At 70.0% G+C, this 20,199-nt stretch carries 25 protein-coding genes and 1 tRNA gene; 18 read left to right on the forward strand and 8 right to left on the reverse strand.

Annotated features, from left to right (window positions below):
- Positions 1–66 precede the first annotated feature (66 nt).
- The gene (locus ACWC21_RS10085; protein WP_450880020.1) at positions 67–420 is read left to right on the forward strand and encodes a hypothetical protein; all 354 of its coding nucleotides are present in this window, start codon (positions 67–69) and stop codon (positions 418–420) included.
- Positions 421–662: 242 nt separating this feature from the next.
- Here the strand turns inward: ACWC21_RS10085 and ACWC21_RS10090 are convergent, their stop codons facing one another.
- Both ACWC21_RS10090 and ACWC21_RS10095 read right to left on the reverse strand, forming a co-directional pair.
- Positions 663–1,253, reverse strand: a complete 591-nt coding sequence (locus ACWC21_RS10090; protein ID WP_450880021.1) for an isochorismatase family protein — start codon at positions 1,251–1,253, stop codon at positions 663–665.
- A 182-nt stretch (positions 1,254–1,435) separates the two neighbouring features.
- Positions 1,436–2,785, reverse strand: a complete 1,350-nt coding sequence (locus tag ACWC21_RS10095) for a nicotinate phosphoribosyltransferase (RefSeq protein WP_450880024.1) — start codon at positions 2,783–2,785, stop codon at positions 1,436–1,438.
- 140 nt (positions 2,786–2,925) lie between these two features.
- Between ACWC21_RS10095 and clpS the strand changes: the two genes are divergently transcribed.
- From clpS to ACWC21_RS10145, 10 genes are all read left to right on the forward strand, one after another.
- Entirely contained in the window at positions 2,926–3,243 is a 318-nt protein-coding gene (clpS, locus tag ACWC21_RS10100) for an ATP-dependent Clp protease adapter ClpS (RefSeq protein WP_142152253.1), read from the forward strand.
- Positions 3,244–3,275: 32 nt separating this feature from the next.
- Complete coding sequence (locus tag ACWC21_RS10105) at positions 3,276–3,881, forward strand: DUF2017 domain-containing protein (protein ID WP_450880026.1); 606 nt, start codon at positions 3,276–3,278, stop codon at positions 3,879–3,881.
- A 341-nt stretch (positions 3,882–4,222) separates the two neighbouring features.
- A complete protein-coding gene (locus tag ACWC21_RS10110) occupies positions 4,223–5,650 on the forward strand; it encodes an amino acid permease (RefSeq protein ID WP_450880028.1) in 1,428 nt (475 codons plus the stop codon).
- Positions 5,651–5,808: 158 nt separating this feature from the next.
- Positions 5,809–6,231, forward strand: a complete 423-nt coding sequence (locus ACWC21_RS10115) for a Mov34/MPN/PAD-1 family protein (RefSeq protein ID WP_450880030.1) — start codon at positions 5,809–5,811, stop codon at positions 6,229–6,231.
- A 31-nt stretch (positions 6,232–6,262) separates the two neighbouring features.
- Positions 6,263–7,294 (forward strand): LacI family DNA-binding transcriptional regulator, encoded by a 1,032-nt coding sequence (locus tag ACWC21_RS10120; protein ID WP_450880032.1) that lies wholly within the window; start codon positions 6,263–6,265, stop codon positions 7,292–7,294.
- A gap of 87 nt (positions 7,295–7,381) precedes the next feature.
- On the forward strand, positions 7,382–7,477 hold the full coding sequence (locus tag ACWC21_RS10125; RefSeq protein ID WP_020132206.1) for a putative leader peptide: 96 nt from the start codon (positions 7,382–7,384) through the stop codon (positions 7,475–7,477).
- Between the two features lie 112 nt (positions 7,478–7,589).
- Positions 7,590–7,868 carry a MoaD/ThiS family protein gene (locus ACWC21_RS10130; RefSeq protein WP_450880034.1) on the forward strand — a complete coding sequence of 93 codons (279 nt, stop codon included), beginning with the start codon at positions 7,590–7,592 and terminating at the stop codon, positions 7,866–7,868.
- A gap of 5 nt (positions 7,869–7,873) precedes the next feature.
- Positions 7,874–8,824 carry a PLP-dependent cysteine synthase family protein gene (locus tag ACWC21_RS10135; protein ID WP_450880036.1) on the forward strand — a complete coding sequence of 317 codons (951 nt, stop codon included), beginning with the start codon at positions 7,874–7,876 and terminating at the stop codon, positions 8,822–8,824.
- Positions 8,825–9,086: 262 nt separating this feature from the next.
- Positions 9,087–11,144 carry a putative Ig domain-containing protein gene (locus tag ACWC21_RS10140; protein WP_450880038.1) on the forward strand — a complete coding sequence of 686 codons (2,058 nt, stop codon included), beginning with the start codon at positions 9,087–9,089 and terminating at the stop codon, positions 11,142–11,144.
- A 117-nt stretch (positions 11,145–11,261) separates the two neighbouring features.
- Complete coding sequence (locus ACWC21_RS10145) at positions 11,262–11,756, forward strand: hypothetical protein (RefSeq protein WP_450880040.1); 495 nt, start codon at positions 11,262–11,264, stop codon at positions 11,754–11,756.
- 21 nt (positions 11,757–11,777) lie between these two features.
- Here the strand turns inward: ACWC21_RS10145 and ACWC21_RS10150 are convergent, their stop codons facing one another.
- On the reverse strand, positions 11,778–12,236 hold the full coding sequence (locus tag ACWC21_RS10150) for a type II toxin-antitoxin system PemK/MazF family toxin (protein WP_450880042.1): 459 nt from the start codon (positions 12,234–12,236) through the stop codon (positions 11,778–11,780).
- Positions 12,237–12,455: 219 nt separating this feature from the next.
- Between ACWC21_RS10150 and ACWC21_RS10155 the strand changes: the two genes are divergently transcribed.
- Positions 12,456–13,208 (forward strand): MBL fold metallo-hydrolase, encoded by a 753-nt coding sequence (locus tag ACWC21_RS10155; protein ID WP_450880044.1) that lies wholly within the window; start codon positions 12,456–12,458, stop codon positions 13,206–13,208.
- Positions 13,209–13,276: 68 nt separating this feature from the next.
- Here the strand turns inward: ACWC21_RS10155 and ACWC21_RS10160 are convergent, their stop codons facing one another.
- Positions 13,277–14,545: a PTS transporter subunit EIIC gene (locus ACWC21_RS10160; RefSeq protein ID WP_388801761.1), complete on the reverse strand. Its 1,269-nt coding sequence runs from the start codon at positions 14,543–14,545 to the stop codon at positions 13,277–13,279.
- A gap of 292 nt (positions 14,546–14,837) precedes the next feature.
- On the opposite strand from ACWC21_RS10160, the gene ACWC21_RS10165 reads away from it, so the two are divergent.
- The 4 genes from ACWC21_RS10165 (at position 14,838) to rdgB (ending at position 17,085) form a co-directional block, all read left to right on the forward strand.
- Positions 14,838–15,086, forward strand: a complete 249-nt coding sequence (locus ACWC21_RS10165) for a glucose PTS transporter subunit EIIB (RefSeq protein ID WP_450880222.1) — start codon at positions 14,838–14,840, stop codon at positions 15,084–15,086.
- Positions 15,087–15,169: 83 nt separating this feature from the next.
- Complete coding sequence (gene rph, locus ACWC21_RS10170) at positions 15,170–15,907, forward strand: ribonuclease PH (protein ID WP_450880046.1); 738 nt, start codon at positions 15,170–15,172, stop codon at positions 15,905–15,907.
- 153 nt (positions 15,908–16,060) lie between these two features.
- Positions 16,061–16,462, forward strand: a complete 402-nt coding sequence (locus ACWC21_RS10175; protein WP_450880048.1) for a hypothetical protein — start codon at positions 16,061–16,063, stop codon at positions 16,460–16,462.
- A gap of 20 nt (positions 16,463–16,482) precedes the next feature.
- The gene (rdgB, locus tag ACWC21_RS10180; protein WP_450880050.1) at positions 16,483–17,085 is read left to right on the forward strand and encodes an RdgB/HAM1 family non-canonical purine NTP pyrophosphatase; all 603 of its coding nucleotides are present in this window, start codon (positions 16,483–16,485) and stop codon (positions 17,083–17,085) included.
- A gap of 56 nt (positions 17,086–17,141) precedes the next feature.
- Here rdgB and ACWC21_RS10185 read toward each other — a convergent pair.
- The 4 genes from ACWC21_RS10185 to bcp all read right to left on the reverse strand — a co-directional run bounded on the left by ACWC21_RS10185 (position 17,142) and on the right by bcp (position 19,316).
- Positions 17,142–17,217: transfer RNA gene (locus ACWC21_RS10185), tRNA-Leu, on the reverse strand.
- A 10-nt stretch (positions 17,218–17,227) separates the two neighbouring features.
- On the reverse strand, positions 17,228–18,055 hold the full coding sequence (locus ACWC21_RS10190; RefSeq protein ID WP_450880224.1) for an HNH endonuclease: 828 nt from the start codon (positions 18,053–18,055) through the stop codon (positions 17,228–17,230).
- A gap of 29 nt (positions 18,056–18,084) precedes the next feature.
- Positions 18,085–18,711: an HNH endonuclease gene (locus ACWC21_RS10195; protein WP_450880052.1), complete on the reverse strand. Its 627-nt coding sequence runs from the start codon at positions 18,709–18,711 to the stop codon at positions 18,085–18,087.
- Positions 18,712–18,848: 137 nt separating this feature from the next.
- Entirely contained in the window at positions 18,849–19,316 is a 468-nt protein-coding gene (bcp, locus tag ACWC21_RS10200; RefSeq protein WP_450880054.1) for a thioredoxin-dependent thiol peroxidase, read from the reverse strand.
- A gap of 96 nt (positions 19,317–19,412) precedes the next feature.
- Between bcp and ACWC21_RS10205 the strand changes: the two genes are divergently transcribed.
- Together ACWC21_RS10205 and ACWC21_RS10210 are read left to right on the forward strand one after the other, a co-directional pair.
- On the forward strand, positions 19,413–19,742 hold the full coding sequence (locus ACWC21_RS10205; RefSeq protein ID WP_450880056.1) for a DUF3618 domain-containing protein: 330 nt from the start codon (positions 19,413–19,415) through the stop codon (positions 19,740–19,742).
- Positions 19,743–19,786: 44 nt separating this feature from the next.
- Positions 19,787–20,143 carry a GroES family chaperonin gene (locus ACWC21_RS10210; protein ID WP_450880058.1) on the forward strand — a complete coding sequence of 119 codons (357 nt, stop codon included), beginning with the start codon at positions 19,787–19,789 and terminating at the stop codon, positions 20,141–20,143.
- The last annotated feature ends 56 nt before the right edge of the window (positions 20,144–20,199 follow it).

Here is a 20,199-nt window from a genome sequence, read left to right on the forward strand (position 1 = left end):
CCGATCGTGTTTAGGTGCGTCCTGTGGCTCTCTTATTGACACCGACCGACACGGGGGGATGACCGCATGGCCGCAGGAGGCTTCTGCAAGCTGCCGAACGGCACGGTGGTGGTGGCACTGAACCTGCCCCGCCCCGACCTCGGCGGCCCGGCCGCGAGCGCCCCCGCCGGGGCCGTACGGGTGCTGGTCCACGCCCACAACCGCGCCCGCGCCCTGACCAGGCTGCGCAACCTGGGGATGCGCGCCGTCTACCTGCGGGGCAACGCCGCCCCGCCGACCCCGGACGAGATCACCGCCGTACTGCACCACCCGGACGGCCTGATATGGCGGACCGCCCCCGACAACGGTGTCACCTCGGCCGAGCTCGCCACGGAGCTGTGGCGCCCGATCCGCGCCCTGCTGAGACAGCCGACCGCCTGAGAGCCCCGAACAGAATGGGAGCCCGGCTCGCGACGCCTGGCACGCACGCTCGCTGCGTTGCCGCAAGGCCCTGGTAGCTCCTCCCCCACTCTCGGCTTCGCTCGAGCGGGGAGACCCCCGTCGAGGACCTTCCGGCGCCTTGCGATCGCACGCACCAGGCGCCGCGAGCTGATCGGACTCCCATCCTGTTCGGGGCTCTGAGCCGCCGGGGAGGCGGCCGGCACGGGGGGAGGGGCGGCCGGTCAGGCGGAGACGACCGGCTTGCCGGTCAGCTCCACGCCCGCCTCGCGCAGCTCCTCCAGCGCCCGCTCGGTGGTCTCCGCGGCCACCCCGGCGGTCAGGTCGAGCAGCACATGCGTGCGGAACCCCTCGCGGGCCGCGTCCAGCGCGGTGGCGCGAACACAGTGGTCCGTGGCGATGCCGACCACGTCCACCTCGTCGATGTGCCGGGCCCGCAGCCAGTCGGCGAGGCCCACACCGTTCTCGTCCGCGCCCTCGAAGCCGCTGTACGCCGCCGCGTACGCCCCCTTGTCGAAGACGGCGTCGATCGCGCCCGAGGCGACGGCCGGCGCGAAGTTCGGGTGGAAGCCCACGCCCTCGGTGCCGGCGACGCAGTGCGCCGGCCAGGAGTGGACGAAGTCGGGGTCGTCGGCGAAGTGGCCGCCGGGTGCTATGTGGTGGTCCCGGGTGGCCACCACGTGCCGGTACCCGGCGGGGGCCTGCCCGATCAGCTCGGTGATGGCGGCGGCCACGTCGGCACCACCGGCCACCGCGAGGCTGCCCCCCTCGCAGAAGTCGTTCTGCACGTCTACGACGATCAAGGCGCGGCGCATGGGTGGGTGTCCTTCGCTGTGGGATCCGAAGTGGTGAAGGGGCGCGGGCCCGGCCGTGAACCTCCGAGCCTAGAGACTTCACGCCGGGCGCGGGAGGGGGCACGACCCGCGCGCGGACGCGGCCCCCGCTCCGGGGACGTCCCCGGGGCGCGTCGCGGGGGCGTCCACACATCCGTCGACCTCTACTGGCTACCCGGGCCCGTCTGGACGTACTCCGTCGGAAGGACCGGTTCCCCGCGGGAGAGCTGGGTCGCCGACAGGGGCAGGCCCGCGCGGGCGGCGGCGTGGCGGTCACGGGCGACGTCCAGCGGCTCACGGGCCACGATCTCGCCGCCCTTGACCAGCTGGACGAGGAGCTGCCGGTCGGCGAGGGCGGTGGGGACCGGGCCGGTGCCGACGACCTCCGCCTCGGCCACGCCGTGTTCGTCGAGCCGCCGCGCGGCCCACTTGCGGCCGCCGACGGAGGTCTTGCCGCCGGTCGACTTCTTCGCCACCGGCACCAGCGGCGCCCTCGGGTCCTGGGACTCGGCGCGGGCGACCAGCTTGTACACCATGGAGGCCGTCGGGTGCCCGGAGCCGGTCACCAGCTGCGTCCCGACGCCGTACGCGTCCACCGGGGCCGCCGCCAGCGAGGCGATGGCGTACTCGTCCAGGTCCGAGGTCACGATGATCTTCGTGTTCCGGGCCCCCAGCTCGTCCAGCTGCTGCCGCACCCGGTGGGCGACGAGGAGCAGGTCGCCGGAGTCGATCCGCACGGCGCCCAGGTCGGGCCCGGCGATCTCGACGGCCGTGCGGACCGCCTCCGCGACGTCGTAGGTGTCCACCAGCAGGGTGGTGCCCCGGCCCAGCGAGTCGACCTGGGCCTGGAAGGCGTCCCGCTCGCGGTCGTGCAGCAGGGTGAAGGCGTGGGCGGACGTGCCGACGGTCGGTATGTGGTAGCGGAAGCCCGCGGCGAGGTCGGACGTGGAGGTGAAACCGCCGACGTAGGCGGCCCGGGCCGCGGCGACGGCGGACAGCTCGTGGGTGCGGCGGGCACCCATCTCGATCAGCGGCCGGTCACCGGCGGCCGAGGACATCCGGGAGGCGGCGGCCGCGATCGCCGAGTCGTGGTTGAGGATCGACAGGATCACCGTCTCCAGCAGCACGCACTCGGCGAAGGAGCCCTCTACCCGCAGCAGCGGCGAGCCCGGGAAGTACACCTCGCCCTCGGGATAGCCCCAGACGTCACCCGAGAAGCGGTAGCCGGCGAGCCACCGCAGGGTCTCCTCGTCCACGATCCCGCACTCGCGCAGGAAACCGAGGACGTCCGAGTCGAAGCGGAAGTTCTCCACCGCGTCCAGCACCCGGCCGACGCCCGCCAGAACGCCGTACCGGCGCCCCTCCGGCAGCCGCCGGGTGAAGACCTCGAACACGCTGCGCCGTTCGGCGGTGCCCGCTTTCAGGGCCGCCTGCAGCATCGTCAACTCGTACTGGTCGGTGAAGAGCGCCGTCGAGGGAACGTCCACCGGCAGCCCCAGGTCCGCTACAGCCACGAAAGCCCTCCTGTGTCACGACTCTCCGGGTGCCCCCGGTTCCGGCCGGGGGGCCGGGGGACGTCCCCCGGCGTGTGCGGCATGACCATGGATGGTACTCCTATTTCGTCAGTGTGACGATTTCTGGCGTGCGTGGCAGCATGGGCCATGTGACGTCACCCGCTCCCGTAGAGATCGAACGCACCGAATCGGCGGAGGAGGTCTTCGCCGTACCCGAGCCCGACGTCCCCTGGGTCACGATCGTCCACAACGACCCGGTCAACCTCATGAGCTATGTGACGTACGTCTTCCAGACGTACTTCGGGTACTCGAAGGACAAGGCCACCAAGCTCATGCTCGACGTCCACCACAAGGGCCGTGCGGTCGTCTCCAGCGGCAGCCGCGAGGAGATGGAACGCGACGTGCAGGCGATGCACGGCTACGGTCTGTGGGCCACGCTCCAGCAGGACCGGAAGTAACCCGAAGCAGACCGGAGTAAACGACCTCACCCATGCCCGGAACCTTCGAACCGCTCCCCGGCGGCGGCGCGGCCGTCGCCCTCGACCATGTCGAGATCTCCATCATCCGGTCGCTGGCCGTCCAGCTCCTGGAGATAATCGGCCCCGGCCCCGCCGAGGACGCCCCCGACGACCCGCTCGCCGAGCTGTTCGCCGAGGGCCCGAGCGAGCCGCCCACCGACCCCGTGCTCCGGCGCCTCCTCCCGGACGCCTACTGCGACCCGGAGCACACCCCCGCCACGGCCGAGGACGCCGAGCAGCAGCGGGCGTACTCAGCGGAGTTCCGCCGCTTCACCGAGAACGACCTGCGGGCCGGCAAGCGGGAGAACGCGCTGTCGGTGATCCGCTCCCTGGACGCGCTGGCCTCCGCCGGTGAGGGCGGCGCGGTGCTCAGCCTGAGCCCCGAGGAGTCCCGGCAGTGGCTGGGCGCCCTCAACGACCTCCGGCTGGCGATAGGAGCCCGGCTGGAGATCGCCGACGAGGACGACACCGACCTGCTCTACCGGCTCCCGGACGAGGACCCGCGCAAGCCGATGGCGATGGCGTACCTGTGGCTCGGCGGACTGCAGGAGACGCTCGTCTCGACGCTGATGCCCTGATTTCACCCGGTATACCGTTCGCTCAGCGGACGCTCAAATCCGGATAACGATCACGTTACCGTCGCGGTCCGCTTTGGCGGGTCCGAGTGCTTTTTGTCCCCTTCTCCCTGTGGTGTGCGCCACACTCCTCCTCCGTGATCAATGGTGCGGCCGTGATAAATCTTCACGACCGCCCGGCGAACACCACCCATGTTCGTCCGGGTGCGCCACCGAGCCGGCGACCGCCGGCCAGGCACGGGCGGGCGCGCGAAGCCCGCTCAACTCCATCAATCCGGGGGGATCGAAACCCGATCCGAGGCCGACCAGCGGCCCGGGTCGGCATGGAGAAAGGCGCACCACACATGACCTCTTCGCAGGTCACCGAGGCCACCGAGGCACCGGAGGAGGGCTACGAGCGCGGGCTCGGCAGCCGGCAGGTCCAGATGATCGCGATCGGCGGCGCCATCGGCGTCGGCCTGTTCCTGGGTGCCGGGGCGAACATCGCCAAGGCCGGTCCCAGTCTGATCGTCATGTACGCCCTCGCGGGCGTGATCATCTTCTTCATCATGCGGGCGCTCGGCGAGCTCCTGCTCTACCGGCCGGTCTCGGGTTCCTTCGCGGAGTACTCCCGCGAGTTCCTCGGCCCGTTCTTCGGCTACTTCACCGGCTGGACGTACTGGCTGATGTGGGTCGTCACCGGCATGGCCGAACTGACGGCCGCCGCGATCTACGTCAACTACTGGTTCCCGGACGTCCCGCAGTGGGTGACGGCGCTGGTCTTCCTCGTCGTGCTGTTCGTGGCCAACCTGATCTCGGTGAAGCTCTTCGGCGAGATCGAGTTCTGGTTCTCGATGGTCAAGGTCACCGCGCTGGTCGGCATGATCGTGATCGGTCTCGGCGTGCTCACCTTCGGCTTCAGCGCCGCCGGGGACACCGCGTCGGTCGCCAACCTCTGGCAGTTCGACGGCTTCTTCCCCAAGGGCGTCGGCTCCTCCCTGATGACCCTGCAGGGCGTCATGTTCGCCTACCTCGCCGTCGAGCTGGTCGGCGTCACGGCCGGCGAGTCCGAGGACCCGGAGAAGACCCTCCCCAAGGCCATCAACACGCTGCCCTGGCGCATCGCCCTGTTCTACGTCGGCGCCCTCACCGTCATCCTGTGCGTGGTGAAGTGGACCGAGTTCGCGGCGGGCGTCAGCCCCTTCGTGAAGGCCTTCGCGGTCATCGGCATCCCGGCCGGCGCCGGCATCGTCAACTTCGTGGTGCTCACCGCCGCCCTGTCCTCCTGCAACTCGGGCATGTACTCCACGGGCCGCATGCTGCGCACCCTCGCGGACAACGGCGAGGCCCCCCGGGTCTTCAGCAGGCTCTCCGCCACCAAGACCCCCGCGCTCGGCATCACCGTCTCGGTCGCCTTCATGGGCATCGGCGTGATCCTCAACTACATCGTCCCGGAGAAGGCCTTCGGCTACGTCACCTCGGTGGCGACCGCGGCCGGCATCTGGACCTGGCTGATGATCCTGGTCAGCCACGTCCTCTACCGCCGCGCGGTGGACGCGGGCCGGCTGCCCGCCTCCTCCTTCCCGGCGCCGGGCGGCGCGGTGTGCTCCTACGTCGCCATCGTGTTCCTGCTCTTCGTCACCGGCCTGATCGCCTACGACGCCGACTCCCGCGTCTGCCTGTACGTGATGGCGGGCTGGGCGGCCGCCCTCGGCATCGGCTGGGCGGCACTCAAGGCCCGCAACCCCCAGGTCGCCGAGCGCCGCGAGCAGGAGCTCGAGCAGGTGGGCTGACCTGCGCGGCTGATCTCACCGCGGACCTCCGCCGCGGACGTCCGGCCGCAGCGGGTTCTCGTGGCACCCGCTCCGGCCGCCGCTCAGGACGTCCGGCATGTGGGCCGCCCCGTACCGCACCTCGGTACCGGGCGGCCCCTCTGCTTATCCTGACGAACATGCTGACCATCACCCAGGCCCTCGTCGACCAGATCGTCGCGCACGCGCGCAAGGACCACCCCGACGAGGCGTGCGGCGTCATCGCGGGCCCGGCGGGATCGGACCGCCCCGAGCGCTTCATCCCGATGCTGAACGCGGCCATGTCGCCCACGTTCTACGAGTTCGACTCCGGCGACCTCCTCAAGCTCTACCGCGAGATGGACGACCGCGACGAGGAGCCGGTGGTCATCTACCACTCCCACACGGCGACCGAGGCCTACCCGTCCCGCACCGACGTCTCCTACGCCAACGAGCCCGGCGCCCACTACGTCCTGGTCTCCACCGCGGACACCGACGGCCTCGGCGACTTCCAGTTCCGCTCGTTCCGCATCGTGGACGGCGAGATCTCGGAGGAGGAGGTCGACGTCGTCGAGGCATACTGACGGCGTACGCCCCCAACCCGCCCTATCGGAGATGGTGTTGACGCAGCGGTCGAACGGCAGGCCCACTCTGGAGGACGTCGCCCGCCGGTCCGGGGTCTCGAAGTCCACGGTCTCCCGGGTGATCAACGGCGAGCAACGGGTGAGCGCCCGGGTCGCCGGCCGGGTGCGGGACGTGATCGCCGAACTGGGGTATGTGCCCAACCAGGCGGCCCGGCAGCTCGTCACCCACCGCACGGGCGCCGTCGCCGTCGTCGCCCCCCAGCCCGAGAACCGGCTCTTCCTCGACCCGTTCTTCGACTGCCTCCTGCGCGGCATCCGCCGGGAACTCGCCCGGCACGGCGCGCAGGCCGTGCTCCTGTTCCTCGACGAGCCCGAGGACTACGCGCGCGTGACCGACTACCTCGCCGGCGGCCATGTCGACGGCGCCCTGCTGTTCTCCCTGCGCCCCGGCGACCGGCTGCACGAGATGATCGACAAGGTCGGCCTGCCCGCCGTCTTCGGCGGACGACCGCTGCTGCGCGACGGCGACACCGTACGCGGTCACGCCTACGTCGACGGCGACAACCGCGGGGGAGCCCGCCAGGCCGTGCGGCATCTCGTCTCGCTCGGCCGACGGCGCATCGCCACCGTGGCCGGGCCCTACGACCAGGAACACTCCGCCGCCGAGCGGCTCGCCGGGTACCGCGACGTCCTCCTGGAAGCCTCCCTGCCCGAGCTCGTCGAGCGGGCCGACTACACCCTGCGGGGCGGTGCCGGGGCGATGGCCGCCCTGCTCGACCGCTGCCCCGGCCTGGACGCCGTCTTCGCCGCCTCCGACCTGATGGCCTCCGGCGCGCTGCAGACGCTGCGCGAACGGGGGCTGCGGGTGCCCGAGGACGTCGCCGTCGTCGGGTTCGACGACCTCGCCTCCATCGCCGGGACCACCGACCCGCCGCTGACCACCGTCCGCCAGGACGTCGAGGAGATGGGCCGGCTGATGGCCGGGCTGCTCATGGGCGAGGGCCCGTCGGAGGCGTCCTCCGTGGTGATACCGACCAGCCTGGTGCGGCGAGCGTCCGCCTGAAGGGGCGGTCTCACTTCCCGGCACGGTTCCGTCCGGCATGTGGGATCACCTACCGGGAGGCGGACCGGGAATCGATACGATGAGCCCATGGTTCTGAACGACGTGAGCGAGAAGACGCCGGGCGCACTGCTCGTGGCGCGGCTGCACGTCGACCTGTGCAGGCTCGCCAGCGCCATCTGTTGACGCAGGCCCTGCCGCCGTACGGCCGTGAGCCGCGGCGTCTCACGCACCACCCGCAATGTCTGCGCTGCCGCGCGCCCATCGACCCGACACCATCCGACAGGAGCCCGCAACCATGGCCATCGAGGTCCGCATCCCCACCATCCTCCGCACCTACACCGGCGGCCAGAAGGCGGTGGAGGGCACCGGGGACACCCTCGCCGAACTCTTCGCCGACCTCGAGACCCGGCACGCGGGCATCCAGGCCCGTATCGTCGACGGCGGCGAGCTGCGCCGCTTCGTGAACGTCTACCTCAACGACGAGGACGTCCGCTTCCTCGACGGCATCAACACCAAGGTCGCCGACGGCGACAACGTCACGATCCTGCCGGCCGTGGCCGGCGGCATGGCCTGATCCGGATGCGGTACGACTCCCCGCTGGCCGCGGTAGGGAACACGCCCTTGGTGTGCCTGCCGCGGCTGTCGCCGTCCCCGGAGGTCCGTATCTGGGCCAAGCTCGAGGACCGCAACCCGACCGGCTCGGTCAAGGACCGTCCCGCGCTGCACATGATCGAGCAGGCGGAGAAGGACGGCCGGCTGACCCCCGGCTGCACGATCCTGGAGCCGACCTCCGGCAACACCGGTATCTCGCTGGCCATGGCGGCCAAGCTCAAGGGCTACCGCATCGTGTGCGTGATGCCGGAGAACACCTCGCAGGAGCGCCGCGACCTGCTCGCCATGTGGGGCGCGGAGATCATCTCGTCGCCGGCGGCCGGCGGCTCCAACACGGCCGTCCGCGTCGCCAAGGAACTGGCCGCCGAGCACCCGGACTGGGTGATGCTCTACCAGTACGGCAACCCGGACAACGCGGGCGCCCACTACGCCACGACCGGCCCGGAGATCCTCGCCGACCTGCCCTCGGTGACCCACTTCGTCGCGGGCCTGGGCACCACCGGCACCCTGATGGGCGTCGGACGCTATCTGCGCGAGCACAAGCCGGACGTGAAGATCGTCGCCGCCGAACCGCGCTACGACGACCTGGTCTACGGTCTGCGCAACCTCGACGAGGGCTTCGTACCGGAGCTGTACGACGCCTCCGTGCTCACCACCCGCTTCTCCGTCGGCTCGGCCGACGCGGTCACCCGCACCCGTGAACTCCTGCAGCAGGAGGGCATCTTCGCGGGCGTCTCCACCGGCGCCGCCCTGCACGCGGCGATCGGCGTCGGCAGGAAGGCGGTCAACGCGGAGGAGTCCGCGGACATCGTCTTCGTCGTGGCCGACGGCGGGTGGAAGTACCTCTCCACCGGCGTCTACACGGCGGCCACCACCGAGGAGGCCATCGAGACGCTGCAGGGCCAGCTCTGGGCATAGAACTCATCAGCGATTCGCCAGCCCCCTCCTATGAGGGGGCCAAACGCTGTCCAGAGGACGGCAAAGAAGTGGGTCCGGGGCTGCCGCCGTCCCGCCGCGGGGGCTACGTTCTGCCCGCACCCTGTCATGTCACGCTCAGCTCGGCACCCAGGGTGTTCCCCACTCCATAAATGTCATGCTCATGACTGCGCGGTTTCGCCGCCGCTACGCGCGTCACGGGCCTGCCCATCCAGTTCGACCCCACCGATGGAGGCAGTACCCCATGCGTGAGTCACGCCCGAGCAGGCGGAGACGGAGCCTGCGAAGACTCCTCGCCGTCGCCGTGCCCGCCCTCGCCCTCACCGTCGCCGGACTCGTCGCGGCACCGACGGCCGGGGCACAGACGCCCGCCCCCGCTTCCCGGGTCACCCAGAACGCCAAGGCCCTCACCGACCCCCACCGCCAGACCTTCCACCCCACCGGCAAGCCCGGCCAGAAGGTCCCCACCAAGCACCTGTGCGCCACCGCGAAGCCCGGCCACGCCTCCTGCTTCGCCCAGCGCCGCACCGACATCAGACAGCGGCTCGCCGCGGCCGTCGCCGCCGCGCCCTCCGGCCTCAGCCCGGCCAACCTGCACAGCGCCTACAACCTGCCCTCGACCGGCGGCTCCGGCCTGACCGTCGCCGTCGTCGACGCCTACAACGACCCCAACGCCGCCTCCGACCTGGCCACCTACCGCTCCACCTACGGCCTGTCGGCGTGCACGGTCGCCAGCGGCTGCTTCAAGCAGGTCAGCCAGACCGGCTCCACCACCTCCCTGCCGACCAACGACAGCGGCTGGGCCGGCGAGGAGGCGCTCGACCTCGACATGGTCAGCGCCGTCTGCCCCAACTGCAACATCATCCTCGTCGAGGCCAACTCCGCGACCGACGCCGACCTCGGCGCCGCCGAGAACGAGGCCGTCGCCCTCGGTGCCAAGTTCGTCTCCAACAGCTGGGGCGGCTCCGAGTCCTCCGCCCAGACCGGCGAGGACACCTCGTACTTCAAGCACCCCGGCGTCGCCATCACCGTCTCCTCCGGCGACGAGGCCTACGGCGCCGAATACCCGGCGACCTCCCAGTACGTCACCGCCGTCGGCGGCACCGCACTGTCCACGTCCTCGAACTCCCGCGGCTGGACCGAGTCCGTCTGGAAGACCTCCAGCACCGAGGGCACCGGCTCCGGCTGCTCCTCCTACGACCCCAAGCCGAGCTGGCAGACCGACACCGGCTGCGCCAAGCGCATGGAGGCCGACGTCTCCGCCGTCGCCGACCCCGCCACCGGCGTCGCCGTCTACGACACCTACGGCGGCTCCGGCTGGGCCGTCTACGGCGGCACCAGCGCCTCCGCACCCATCATCGCCGGCGTCTACGCCCTCGCCGGCACCCCCGGCTCCGGCGACTACCCGGCGAAGTACCCCTACAGCCACACCGGCAGCCTGTACGACGTGACCAGCGGCAGCAACGGCAGCTGCTCCACCTCGTACTTCTGCACCGCCGGCACCGGCTACGACGGCCCGACCGGCTGGGGCACCCCCAACGGCACCGCCGCCTTCACCTCCGGCACCAGCACCGGCAACACGGTGACCGTCACCAACCCCGGCAGCCAGTCCACCACCACCGGCAGCTCCGTCAGCCTGCAGATCCGCGCGAGCGACAGCGCCGGCGCCACCCTCACCTACAGCGCCACCGGCCTGCCCACCGGCCTGACGATCAACAGCTCCACCGGCCTGATCTCCGGCACGGCGTCCACCGCGGGCACCTACGGCGCCACCGTCACCGCGAAGGACTCCACCGGCGCCTCGGGCACCGCCTCCTTCACCTGGACCGTCAGCTCCACCGGGGGCGGCACCTGCACCTCGACGCAGCTCCTCGGCAACCCCGGCTTCGAGTCCGGCAACACCACCTGGACCGGCTCCAGCGGCGTCATCACCAACGACAACGGTGAAGCGGCGCACAGCGGCTCCTACAAGGCGTGGCTCGACGGCTACGGCTCCACCCACACCGACACCCTGTCCCAGTCGGTGACCATCCCCTCGGGCTGCAAGGCCACCTTCACCTTCTACCTGCACATCGACACCGCCGAGACCGGCAGCAGCGCGTACGACAAGCTGACCGTGACCGCTGGTTCGACCACACTGGCGACGTACTCGAACACCAACGCCGCCTCCGGCTACACCCAGAAGTCCATCGACCTGTCCTCCTACGCCGGATCCACCGTCACGCTGAAGTTCAGCGGGACCGAGGACTCCTCGCTCCAGACCAGCTTCGTCCTCGACGACACCGCCGTGACGACCAGCTGACGCACCGCCGCTCCAAGCAGGGCCCCGGCCAAGACCGGGGCCCCGCACGGATCCGGATACGCCTTCCGCACGTCACATCCGCACCAGACCAGGTCCCAGCGGAAAGGCGGGCACCACATGCGCCGCACGACGCTCCACCGCACGTCCGCCGCCGCCGTCGCGGCAGCAGCGCTGCTCCTCGCCGGCTGCGGCTCGCAGAACGGGGGAGGCGGGGCCGGCAGCGGGTCGGTGACCCCCTCGCCGTCGCAGTCCACCCACTCCCAGCCGCAGTCGCCCACCCCGAGCGGCTCCGGCGGACCCTGCACCCCCCGCACCCAGCTCGACGCCGGCGACAACGGCCGCACCGTCTGCCTCACCAAGGGCCAGACCCTCCGGCTCACCCTGGACGGCACCAAGGAACGCCCCTGGAAGCCGGTCACCGCCGACGGCGACGCGCTGAAGGCCGCCAACCCGGGGTTCGTCATCCAGCCGGGCGACGCCGTCGCCGCGTTCCAGGCGGTCGCCCCCGGCACCGCCCACCTGACCTCGTCCCGTCCGCTGTGCGCGAGCCGCCCCGGCCAGATGTCCTGCAAGGGCATCCAGGGCTGGACGGTGACCGTGGAGGTCCACTGAGAATCCCCCCGGGACAACCCCCTACCCCGCCAAGTGCCGCACCTGGTCCCACAGGACCGGGTCCACCACGCCCACCCGCCGCCGGAAGTCCCCCACCGGCACATGCCGCAGCTCGTCGGTCTCCAGGAAGCTGGGCCGCCCCCGCACGTCCCCCACGGAGCCCGGCGGCAGCGGGATCACCCCGGCCCGCTCGTCCCGGTACCGGCTGGTGATCTTCGCGACGGTCACCCGGTTGCCGCGCACCGCCAGCACCAGACACGGCCGGTCCTTGCCGCCCGGCCCGTCCTCGAAAGGCACGACGGCCCACCAGATGTCCCCGGGGTGCGGCCGGGTCGCCCGCCCGCGCGGTTCTCCGGGCCGACCCGGCGGGCGGGTCCTGCGCCGCGGCGGACGACGCCCCCGCCCCCAGCCGTCCACGAGCGTGGCGACCAGCGCGAGCAACACCACCGCCGCGAGCGCCAGCCACCAGGACCTGTCCATACGCAAGACGTTACCGGCGCGCGATACCCATCGCGCGCCCTCTCGTAAGCCTTTTACGCCTCGGGTCCAGCCGAACCGGTGACACCACAGGTGAGTTCGCCCACAACAGCCCTGGGTGGAGGAGCGACCGGCGCTTTTGCGCCTTACGCTCGACGGACCGCACGACCCCCGTCAGCCCCCTCTTGCTACCCTTTATCCGCCTACGGAGGTTTCTGCTTCATGAAGCTCACCGTCGTCGGCTGCTCGGGGTCGTTCCCGTCCGCGGAATCGGCCTGCTCGAGCTACCTCGTCGAGGCCGACGGCTTCCGGCTGCTCCTCGACATGGGCAACGGCGCCCTTGGCGAGCTGCAGCGCCACTGCGGTCTCTACGACCTCGACGCGATCTTCCTCAGCCATCTGCACGCCGACCACTGCATCGACATGCTGGGGTACTTCGTGGCGCGGTACTACCGCCACGAAGGCGGCCGCTGCGACCCGCTCCCGGTCTACGGACCCGAGGGCACCGAACACCGGCTGACCACCGCCTACGCCGACACCCCCACCGCCTCCTCCATGAGCGAGGTCTTCGACTTCCACACGGTGAAGCCGTCCACGTTCGAGATCGGCCCGTTCACCGTGCACACCGACAAGGTGCGCCACCCGGTGGAGGCGTACGCCATCCGCATCGAGCACGGCGGGAAGTCCCTCACGTACTCCGGCGACACCGGCGTCACCGAGGCGCTCGACACGCTGGCCCGGGACGCCGACCTGTTCCTGTGCGAGGCCGCGTTCACGCACGGCAAGGAAAGCATCCCCGACCTCCACCTCAACGGCCGCGAGGCGGGCGAGACGGCCGCCCGCGCGAGCGCCCGCCGCCTGGTCCTCACCCACATCCCCCCGTGGACCGACCCCCAGGCCAACCTGACCGACGCCCGCGCGGTCTTCGACGGTCCGGTGGAACTGGCGGTGCCGAGGATGTCGTACGAGATCTGACCCCACGCACGAGAAGGCCCCGGACCTGTGCCTGTGCGGTCCGGGGCCTTCGTACGTACCGGGGGTGCCTACTTGGCCTCCGCCTTCTGCAGCTCCGCCAGCTCCTCGTCGGACTCGCGGCCCGGCGTCGGCAGGTTGAACTTGATGATCGCGAACCGGAAGACCACGTAGTACACCACCGCGAAGCACAGCCCCACCAGCAGCAGCTCCAAGGGCTTGGTGGCGATCCCGAAGTTCAGGCCGTAGTCGATCACGCCGGCCGAGAAGCCGAAGCCGTCCTTCATGCCGAGCGCCCAGGTCAGTGCCAACGAGATACCGGTGAGGACCGCGTGGATGGCGTACAGGACCGGAGCGATGAACATGAACGTGAACTCGATCGGCTCGGTGACACCCGTCACGAAGCTGGTCAGCGCGACCGAGAACATCATGCCGCCGACCACCGCGCGGCGCTCCGGGCGGGCACAGTGCACGATGGCCAGGCAGGCCGCAGGGAGACCGAACATCATGATCGGGAAGAAGCCGGTCATGAACTGGCCCGCGGTCGGGTCACCGGCCAGGAAGCGCGCGATGTCGCCGCTCTTGCCGTGGTAGTCGCCCGCCTGGAGCCACGGGAACGAGTTCAGCAGGTGGTGCATGCCGATCGGGATCAGCGCGCGGTTGGCCACACCGAAGATGCCGGCGCCCACCGCGCCCGACTTCACGAGCCACTCACCGAAGCTGTGCAGGCCGGTGCCGAGGACCGGCCAGATGTAGCCGAACACGATGCCGATGACCAGGCCCGCGAAGGCGGACAGGATGGGAACCAGACGCCGGCCACCGAAGAAGCCCGCCCAGTCGGGCAGCTTCGTGCGGTAGAAGCGCTGGTAGAGCAGGGCGACCACGAGGCCCATCACCACACCGCCGAGGACCTTGGCGTCCACGGGCTGGTTCACCATGACGACCTTGCCGTCGACGGCCGTCGCCACCTTGGGCAGGTTCTTGTCGGTGAACGTGGCCAGCACGTTCTTGAAGACCAGGTAACCGACGACCGCGGCGAGCGCTGTCGAGCCGTCCGACTTCTTGGCGAAGCCGATGGCGATGCCCACCGCGAACAGCAGCGCCATGTTGTCGAGGATCGCGTTCCCGCCGGCGGCCATGAAGCCCGCTATCTTCGTGAAGAACGCGGGGAACGACGGGCGTCCCAGCATGTCGGCGTTGCCGAGGCGCACCAGAAGGGCGGCGGCGGGAAGGACCGCCACCGGCAGCATGAGGCTGCGGCCGATGCGCTGCAGAACAGCCATCACGCCGGGGCCCTTCTTCTTAGTCTCGGCCGCGGGAGCGGCGCTGGCCGTGGTCACAACTTCCTCCAAGTGGGCATGGCGCCGCCCCGGGACGTGGGGAGGGAGGACGGCGGCGTCTCTGGTCTACACCACTCAGTGGTGTAGACCATGTTGTAGCACGGTGAAGGCCGTATAAGGAACCCGCGATTCCTTGATACTTCAGGCCGGGCTTGGCGGCCGTCCGGGAGCTGGTGTAGACCAGTCCCCGTACGGTTCGGATCCGCTGTCGCGACCGCCATCATTCGGTACACAAAACCACGAAAGCGTGCGACACGGGCACAACTGTGACGACGTAGACAAAGCGGTCAAGATCAGGGAGAGCTACATGGCCAGCAAGGCTGAGAAGATCGTCGCCGGGCTCGGCGGCATCGACAACATCGAGGAGATCGAGGGCTGCATCACCCGCCTGCGCACCGAGGTCGCCGACCCCTCGCTGGTCGACGAACCCGCCCTGAAGGCCGCCGGCGCCCACGGCGTCGTCAGGATGGGCACCGCCATCCAGGTCGTCATCGGCACCGACGCCGACCCCATCGCCGCGGAAATCGAAGACATGATGTAGCCCACCGCTCACCCCCTCACCCTCAAGGGGCTCTTCCCGCCACGGGACGAGCCCCTTCCCCAACTGCGGCTAGGCTCATCGCCATGTCTCGAATCGACGGCCGCACCCCCCAACAGCTCCGCCCCGTCACCATCGAACGCGGCTGGAGCAAGCACGCCGAAGGCTCCGTCCTCGTCTCCTTCGGCGACACCAAGGTCCTCTGCACCGCCTCCGTCACCGAAGGCGTCCCCCGCTGGCGCAAGGGCAGCGGCGAAGGCTGGGTCACCGCCGAATACGCCATGCTGCCCCGCTCCACCAACACCCGCGGCGACCGCGAATCCGTCCGCGGCAGGATCGGCGGCCGCACCCACGAGATCTCCCGCCTCATCGGCCGCTCCCTGCGCGCCGTCATCGACTACAAGGCACTCGGCGAGAACACCATCGTCCTCGACTGCGACGTCCTCCAGGCCGACGGCGGCACCCGCACCGCCGCCATCACCGGCTCCTTCGTCGCCCTCGCCGACGCCGTCGCCTGGGCCCAGGGCAAGAAGCTCATCAAGCCCGGCCGCCAGCCGCTCACCGGCACCGTCTCCGCCGTCTCCGTCGGCATCGTCGGCGCGGTCCCCCTCCTCGACCTCTGCTACGAGGAAGACGTCAAGGCCGAAACCGACATGAACGTCGTCTGCACCGGCGACGGCCGCTTCGTCGAAGTCCAGGGCACCGCCGAGGCCGAGCCCTTCGCCCGCGACGAACTCGACGCCCTCCTCGACCTCGCCGTCACCGGCTGCACCGAACTCGCCGAACTGCAGCGAAAGGCACTCGAAACACCCCTCCCGCGCTGACCCGAGCGCCCGGCACCGGCCCACGAGGCAAAGGAAACGTCAAACGGGCAGGCCGGAACACGCAACCCGGCCGCCCGCCCCCGCGTCCCTACGAGTGCCGACAAGCAGATCAACGGGGGCCTCCCGCAGGGGCCGCAAGGGGGAGGAACACCCATGCCCGCGAACCGACACCGACACCGACGTACCGCGATCGCCGCCGCCGCGGCCACCGCCGCACTCACGGCCGGCCTGCTCACCGGCTGCTCCGCCGTCGACAAGGCACTCGACTGCGTACAGACCGCCGACTCCGTCGCCGACAGCGTCACCGACCTCCAACAAGCCGTCGAGAACGCCGCCAACGACCCGACCCAGACCGACGCCTCCCTCGACTCCATCGAGCGGAACGTCAGAAAAATAGGCGACAAGACCGACAACACGGACGTCAACAAGGCCGTCGACCACCTCAACAAGGCGGTCGACAACGTCCGTACAGCCATAAAGAACGGCGACGACACCCCCGACCTCACCCCGGTCACGGACGCCGCGGGCGAACTGACCAAGGTCTGCACCCCCTGACGCCCCCCGATACTGGGGACATGACCCGCTTGATCCTCGCCACCCGCAACGCCGGAAAGATCACCGAACTCCGGGCGATCCTCGCCGACGCAGGCCTGCCCCACGAACTCGTCGGCGCGGACGCCTACCCCGACATCCCCGACGTCAAGGAAACCGGCGTCACCTTCGCCGAGAACGCCCTGTTGAAGGCCCACGCCCTCGCCCAGGCCACCGGCCTGCCCGCCGTCGCCGACGACTCCGGCCTCTGCGTGGACGTCCTCAACGGCGCCCCCGGCATCTTCTCCGCCCGCTGGTCCGGCCGCCACGGCGACGACAAGGCCAACCTGGACCTGCTCCTGGCCCAGCTGGCGGACATCACCGACACCCACCGCGGCGCCCACTTCGCCTGCGCGGCGGCGCTGGCCCTGCCGGACGGGCGGGAACGGGTCGTCGAGGGGCGGTTGCGGGGCTCCCTGCGCCACACCCCCACCGGCACGAACGGCTTCGGCTACGACCCGATCCTCCAGCCGGAGGGGGAGACGCGGACGTGCGCGGAACTCTCCCCGGAGGAGAAGAACGCGATCAGCCACCGCGGGAAGGCGTTCCGAGCGCTGGTGCCGGTGGTTCGGGAGTTGTTGGTCTGACGGGACGAGAAGGCCCGACGCCTTGGAAGTGAAGACGTCGGGCCCATTCGTTCCTGTGGGCCCGGTGGGACTCGAACCCACGACACACCGGACCTAAACCGGCGCCCTCTTGGCCAGCTGGGGTACGGACCCGCATCACCGGCTACTCTACCGGCCCTCGGGGAGCGGGGATGCGACGAGATCGATTTGCGTAGGTGTCCGTCTGGCTGTGACATGAAGGGCAGAGATACCGGAGGTTTGCACGGCGGTTGTCCAGGCGGTCACCATTGATGTGGTCGATCTCCAGGACCAGGGGCTTACCGTGCCAGATGTCGCTGGTGCCGCACTCGGCACAGACGTGCGGCACACCGAGGTCGTCGAGGGCGCGTCGTAGCAGGGCTGTCTTGGTGCGGTTAGAGCCTGGCTCCTCTCGGCGCAGGATGTGGTCGGCAGACTTTCGGTGTCGCGATACGGAGCCGCGAGAGTGACCTTGCCCGGTGAAGTGATCAGTGGCGATGCCGTGTGCCTGCAGAGTGCGCTTCACCCGTGTGCGGGCGGCGCCATTGCTGTCGCGGTAGCCGAGGATCCTGAGGAGGCCGGCAACACTGGTGGCTCGGGCGGCCGCCGATGCGAGGACGTCCCGGGGAAGATCTTCAAGATTGCGCCCGAAGCCACGGGTGAAGTGCGATGTGTCGATGCCGAATTGGTCCAGTCGCTTTCTGATGAGCCCGTAAGGGCTGTCCTCGGGCGGATAGCCCAGATACTCGAACATCTCGCGGATGCTGTGCGACCGGGCCGCCGCCTCCTCCAGTAAATCGCGCGCATAGGACCGCTTCTCTCGCGGTGGAAGCGGCTCTTCGACGAAGTGCGAGGTGTCGATCCCATAGTGCTCCAGCCTGTCACGCAGGTAGCGCCGAGGGCCGCTGCCCAACGTCGTGCCCAGCCGTCGCATCAGATCCACCAGGCTCGTTGAGACGGCCGCAGTCCCCATCAGCACGTCCCTGGGGTACTTGGGAGTCGTCACGCACTCCTCCGCCTCTGGCCTCCCCGGTAAGTGTCGGTCGTGGCATGACAGTTGGGGCACAGCAAGCGCAGATTCTCCGGGCGGTTGTCCCACCAGTCTCCACTGATGTGGTCGACTTCGAGGCGGAGCGGCCTGCTGTTCCACTCCGGCCCTGTGCCGCACGCCGCGCAGACTTCACGGACTCCGGTACGCAGGAGCTCTCGGAGCAGCCGCTCACCAGGGACCCTTCCGTCCTCGGGGCTCCGCAGGGTGAGCGGACCGCCGAGTGATCCCTTCGGGCGCCTCTTGCGCGCAGGGGTGAAGTGTGAAGTGTCGATTCCGAGCGCGGCGACGCGACGGCTGATGTGCGTTTGGTTTCCCCCGACCTGGCTGATTCCGAGGTGGCGCACCACGTCCTTGATGCTGACCGACACCGCCACGACTTCGCGTAGGCGCTCTTCCGTGTGCCGCACCTGGTTTGTGGCGAAATGCGAGATGTCCACGTCGGCCTCGGCCATTTTCACGCGTAGGTAGCGCCTGCTCCCTGGAGTCGGTGTGCCGCCGCACCACTGAACGGCATCGTCGATGTGCTTCGTCTCGCGGGCTGCTTCCTCCAGCAGTTCGCGGGTGTACCTGACGGGCATGGTCCCTCCGTTCCGGCCGCACGTTCGCGGCCCGTACGGAGTAACGAACCGTTTATCGGACGGTCACGCACCGCATGTGAAAGCGGCCCGCACCGGAACCCCGGTGCGAGCCGCTCGCAAGTGGCGAAACGGGGTGCTCAGATCCCCAGATCCTTGATGATCTTGGCCACGTGTCCCGTAGCCCGGACGTTGTACAGCGCCCGCTCGACCTTGCCCTCCTCGTCCACCACCACCGTGGACCGGATCACGCCGAGGTAGGTCTTGCCGTAGTTCTTCTTCTCGCCGTAGGCGCCGTAGGCCTCGGTGACCTTCTTGTCCGGGTCGGCGAGGAGGGTGACCCGCAGGGATTCCTTCTCGCGGAACCTGGCGAGTTTCTCGGGGGCGTCGGGGGAGATGCCGATGACGTCGTAGCCCGCGCCGGCCAGGAGGTCGAGGTTGTCGGTGAAGTCGCAGGCCTGCTTGGTGCAGCCTGGAGTGAGGGCGGCGGGGTAGAAGTAGACGATGACCTTGCGGCCCTTGTGGTCGGCCAGGGACACGTCGTTGCCGTCGGCATCGGGCAGGGTGAAGGCGGGGGCCACGTCCCCGGGCTGGAGTCGCTCGCTCATTGGGCCAGCGTAACCGGGGGTCCTGACAGTACGGTCGGCCCTTGAGCTGACAGACTGTGCAGCACAACGCACTCAGCAGACTTCGGAGGCCGTACGGTGGCGGAGACGTCGGACACCAGAACCCCGGCGCAGATCGAGGCGGACATCAAGCGCCGCCGCGAGGTGCTGGCCGAGACGCTGGACGAGATCGGGGTGCGGGTGCATCCGAAGACCATCGTCGGGGACGCCAGGGCCAAGGTGGTATCGAACATCGATCACACCCTCGGACGGGCCTACGTCCAGGTCAACCGGGCCGTGACCGAGGTGCGGGCCCAGTTCGTCGACGAGGACGGGGCGCCCCGGCTGGAGCGGGTCGTGCCCGTCGCGCTCGTGGCCGTCGGGCTCGTGGGGCTGCTCGCCCTCGGAACGCGCCGTCGCAAGGGCTGACCCGGCGGCGTCCGTACGCGGCAAAGGCAGGTAGGTTCGAGAGCGTGAGCGCCAACAGAAACGAGCACAGCAGCCAGCACGACAAACTGCCCATCCGGATGCTGCACGACCGGGTCCTGGTCCGGCAGGAGACCGGAGAGGGCGAGCGGCGGTCGGGCGGCGGCATCCTGATCCCCGCGACGGCGGCGGTCGGGCGGCGGCTGGCCTGGGCCGAGGTCGTCGCGGTCGGGCAGAACGTCCGGACGGTGGAGCCGGGCGATCGCGTCCTGTACGACCCGGAGGACCGTGCCGAGGTGGAGGTGCGGGGCGTCGCGTACGTGCTGATGCGCGAGCGCGATCTGCACGCGGTGGCCGCGGACCGGTTCGAGGGGTCCGAGGACACCACGGGGCTGTACCTGTAGCAGGCCTTCCGGCAGTGATCGAAAAGGGCTGGTGACCGTGGTCACCAGCCCTTTCG

The sequence above is a fragment of the Streptomyces sp. NPDC001348 genome (genome assembly GCF_053597535.1).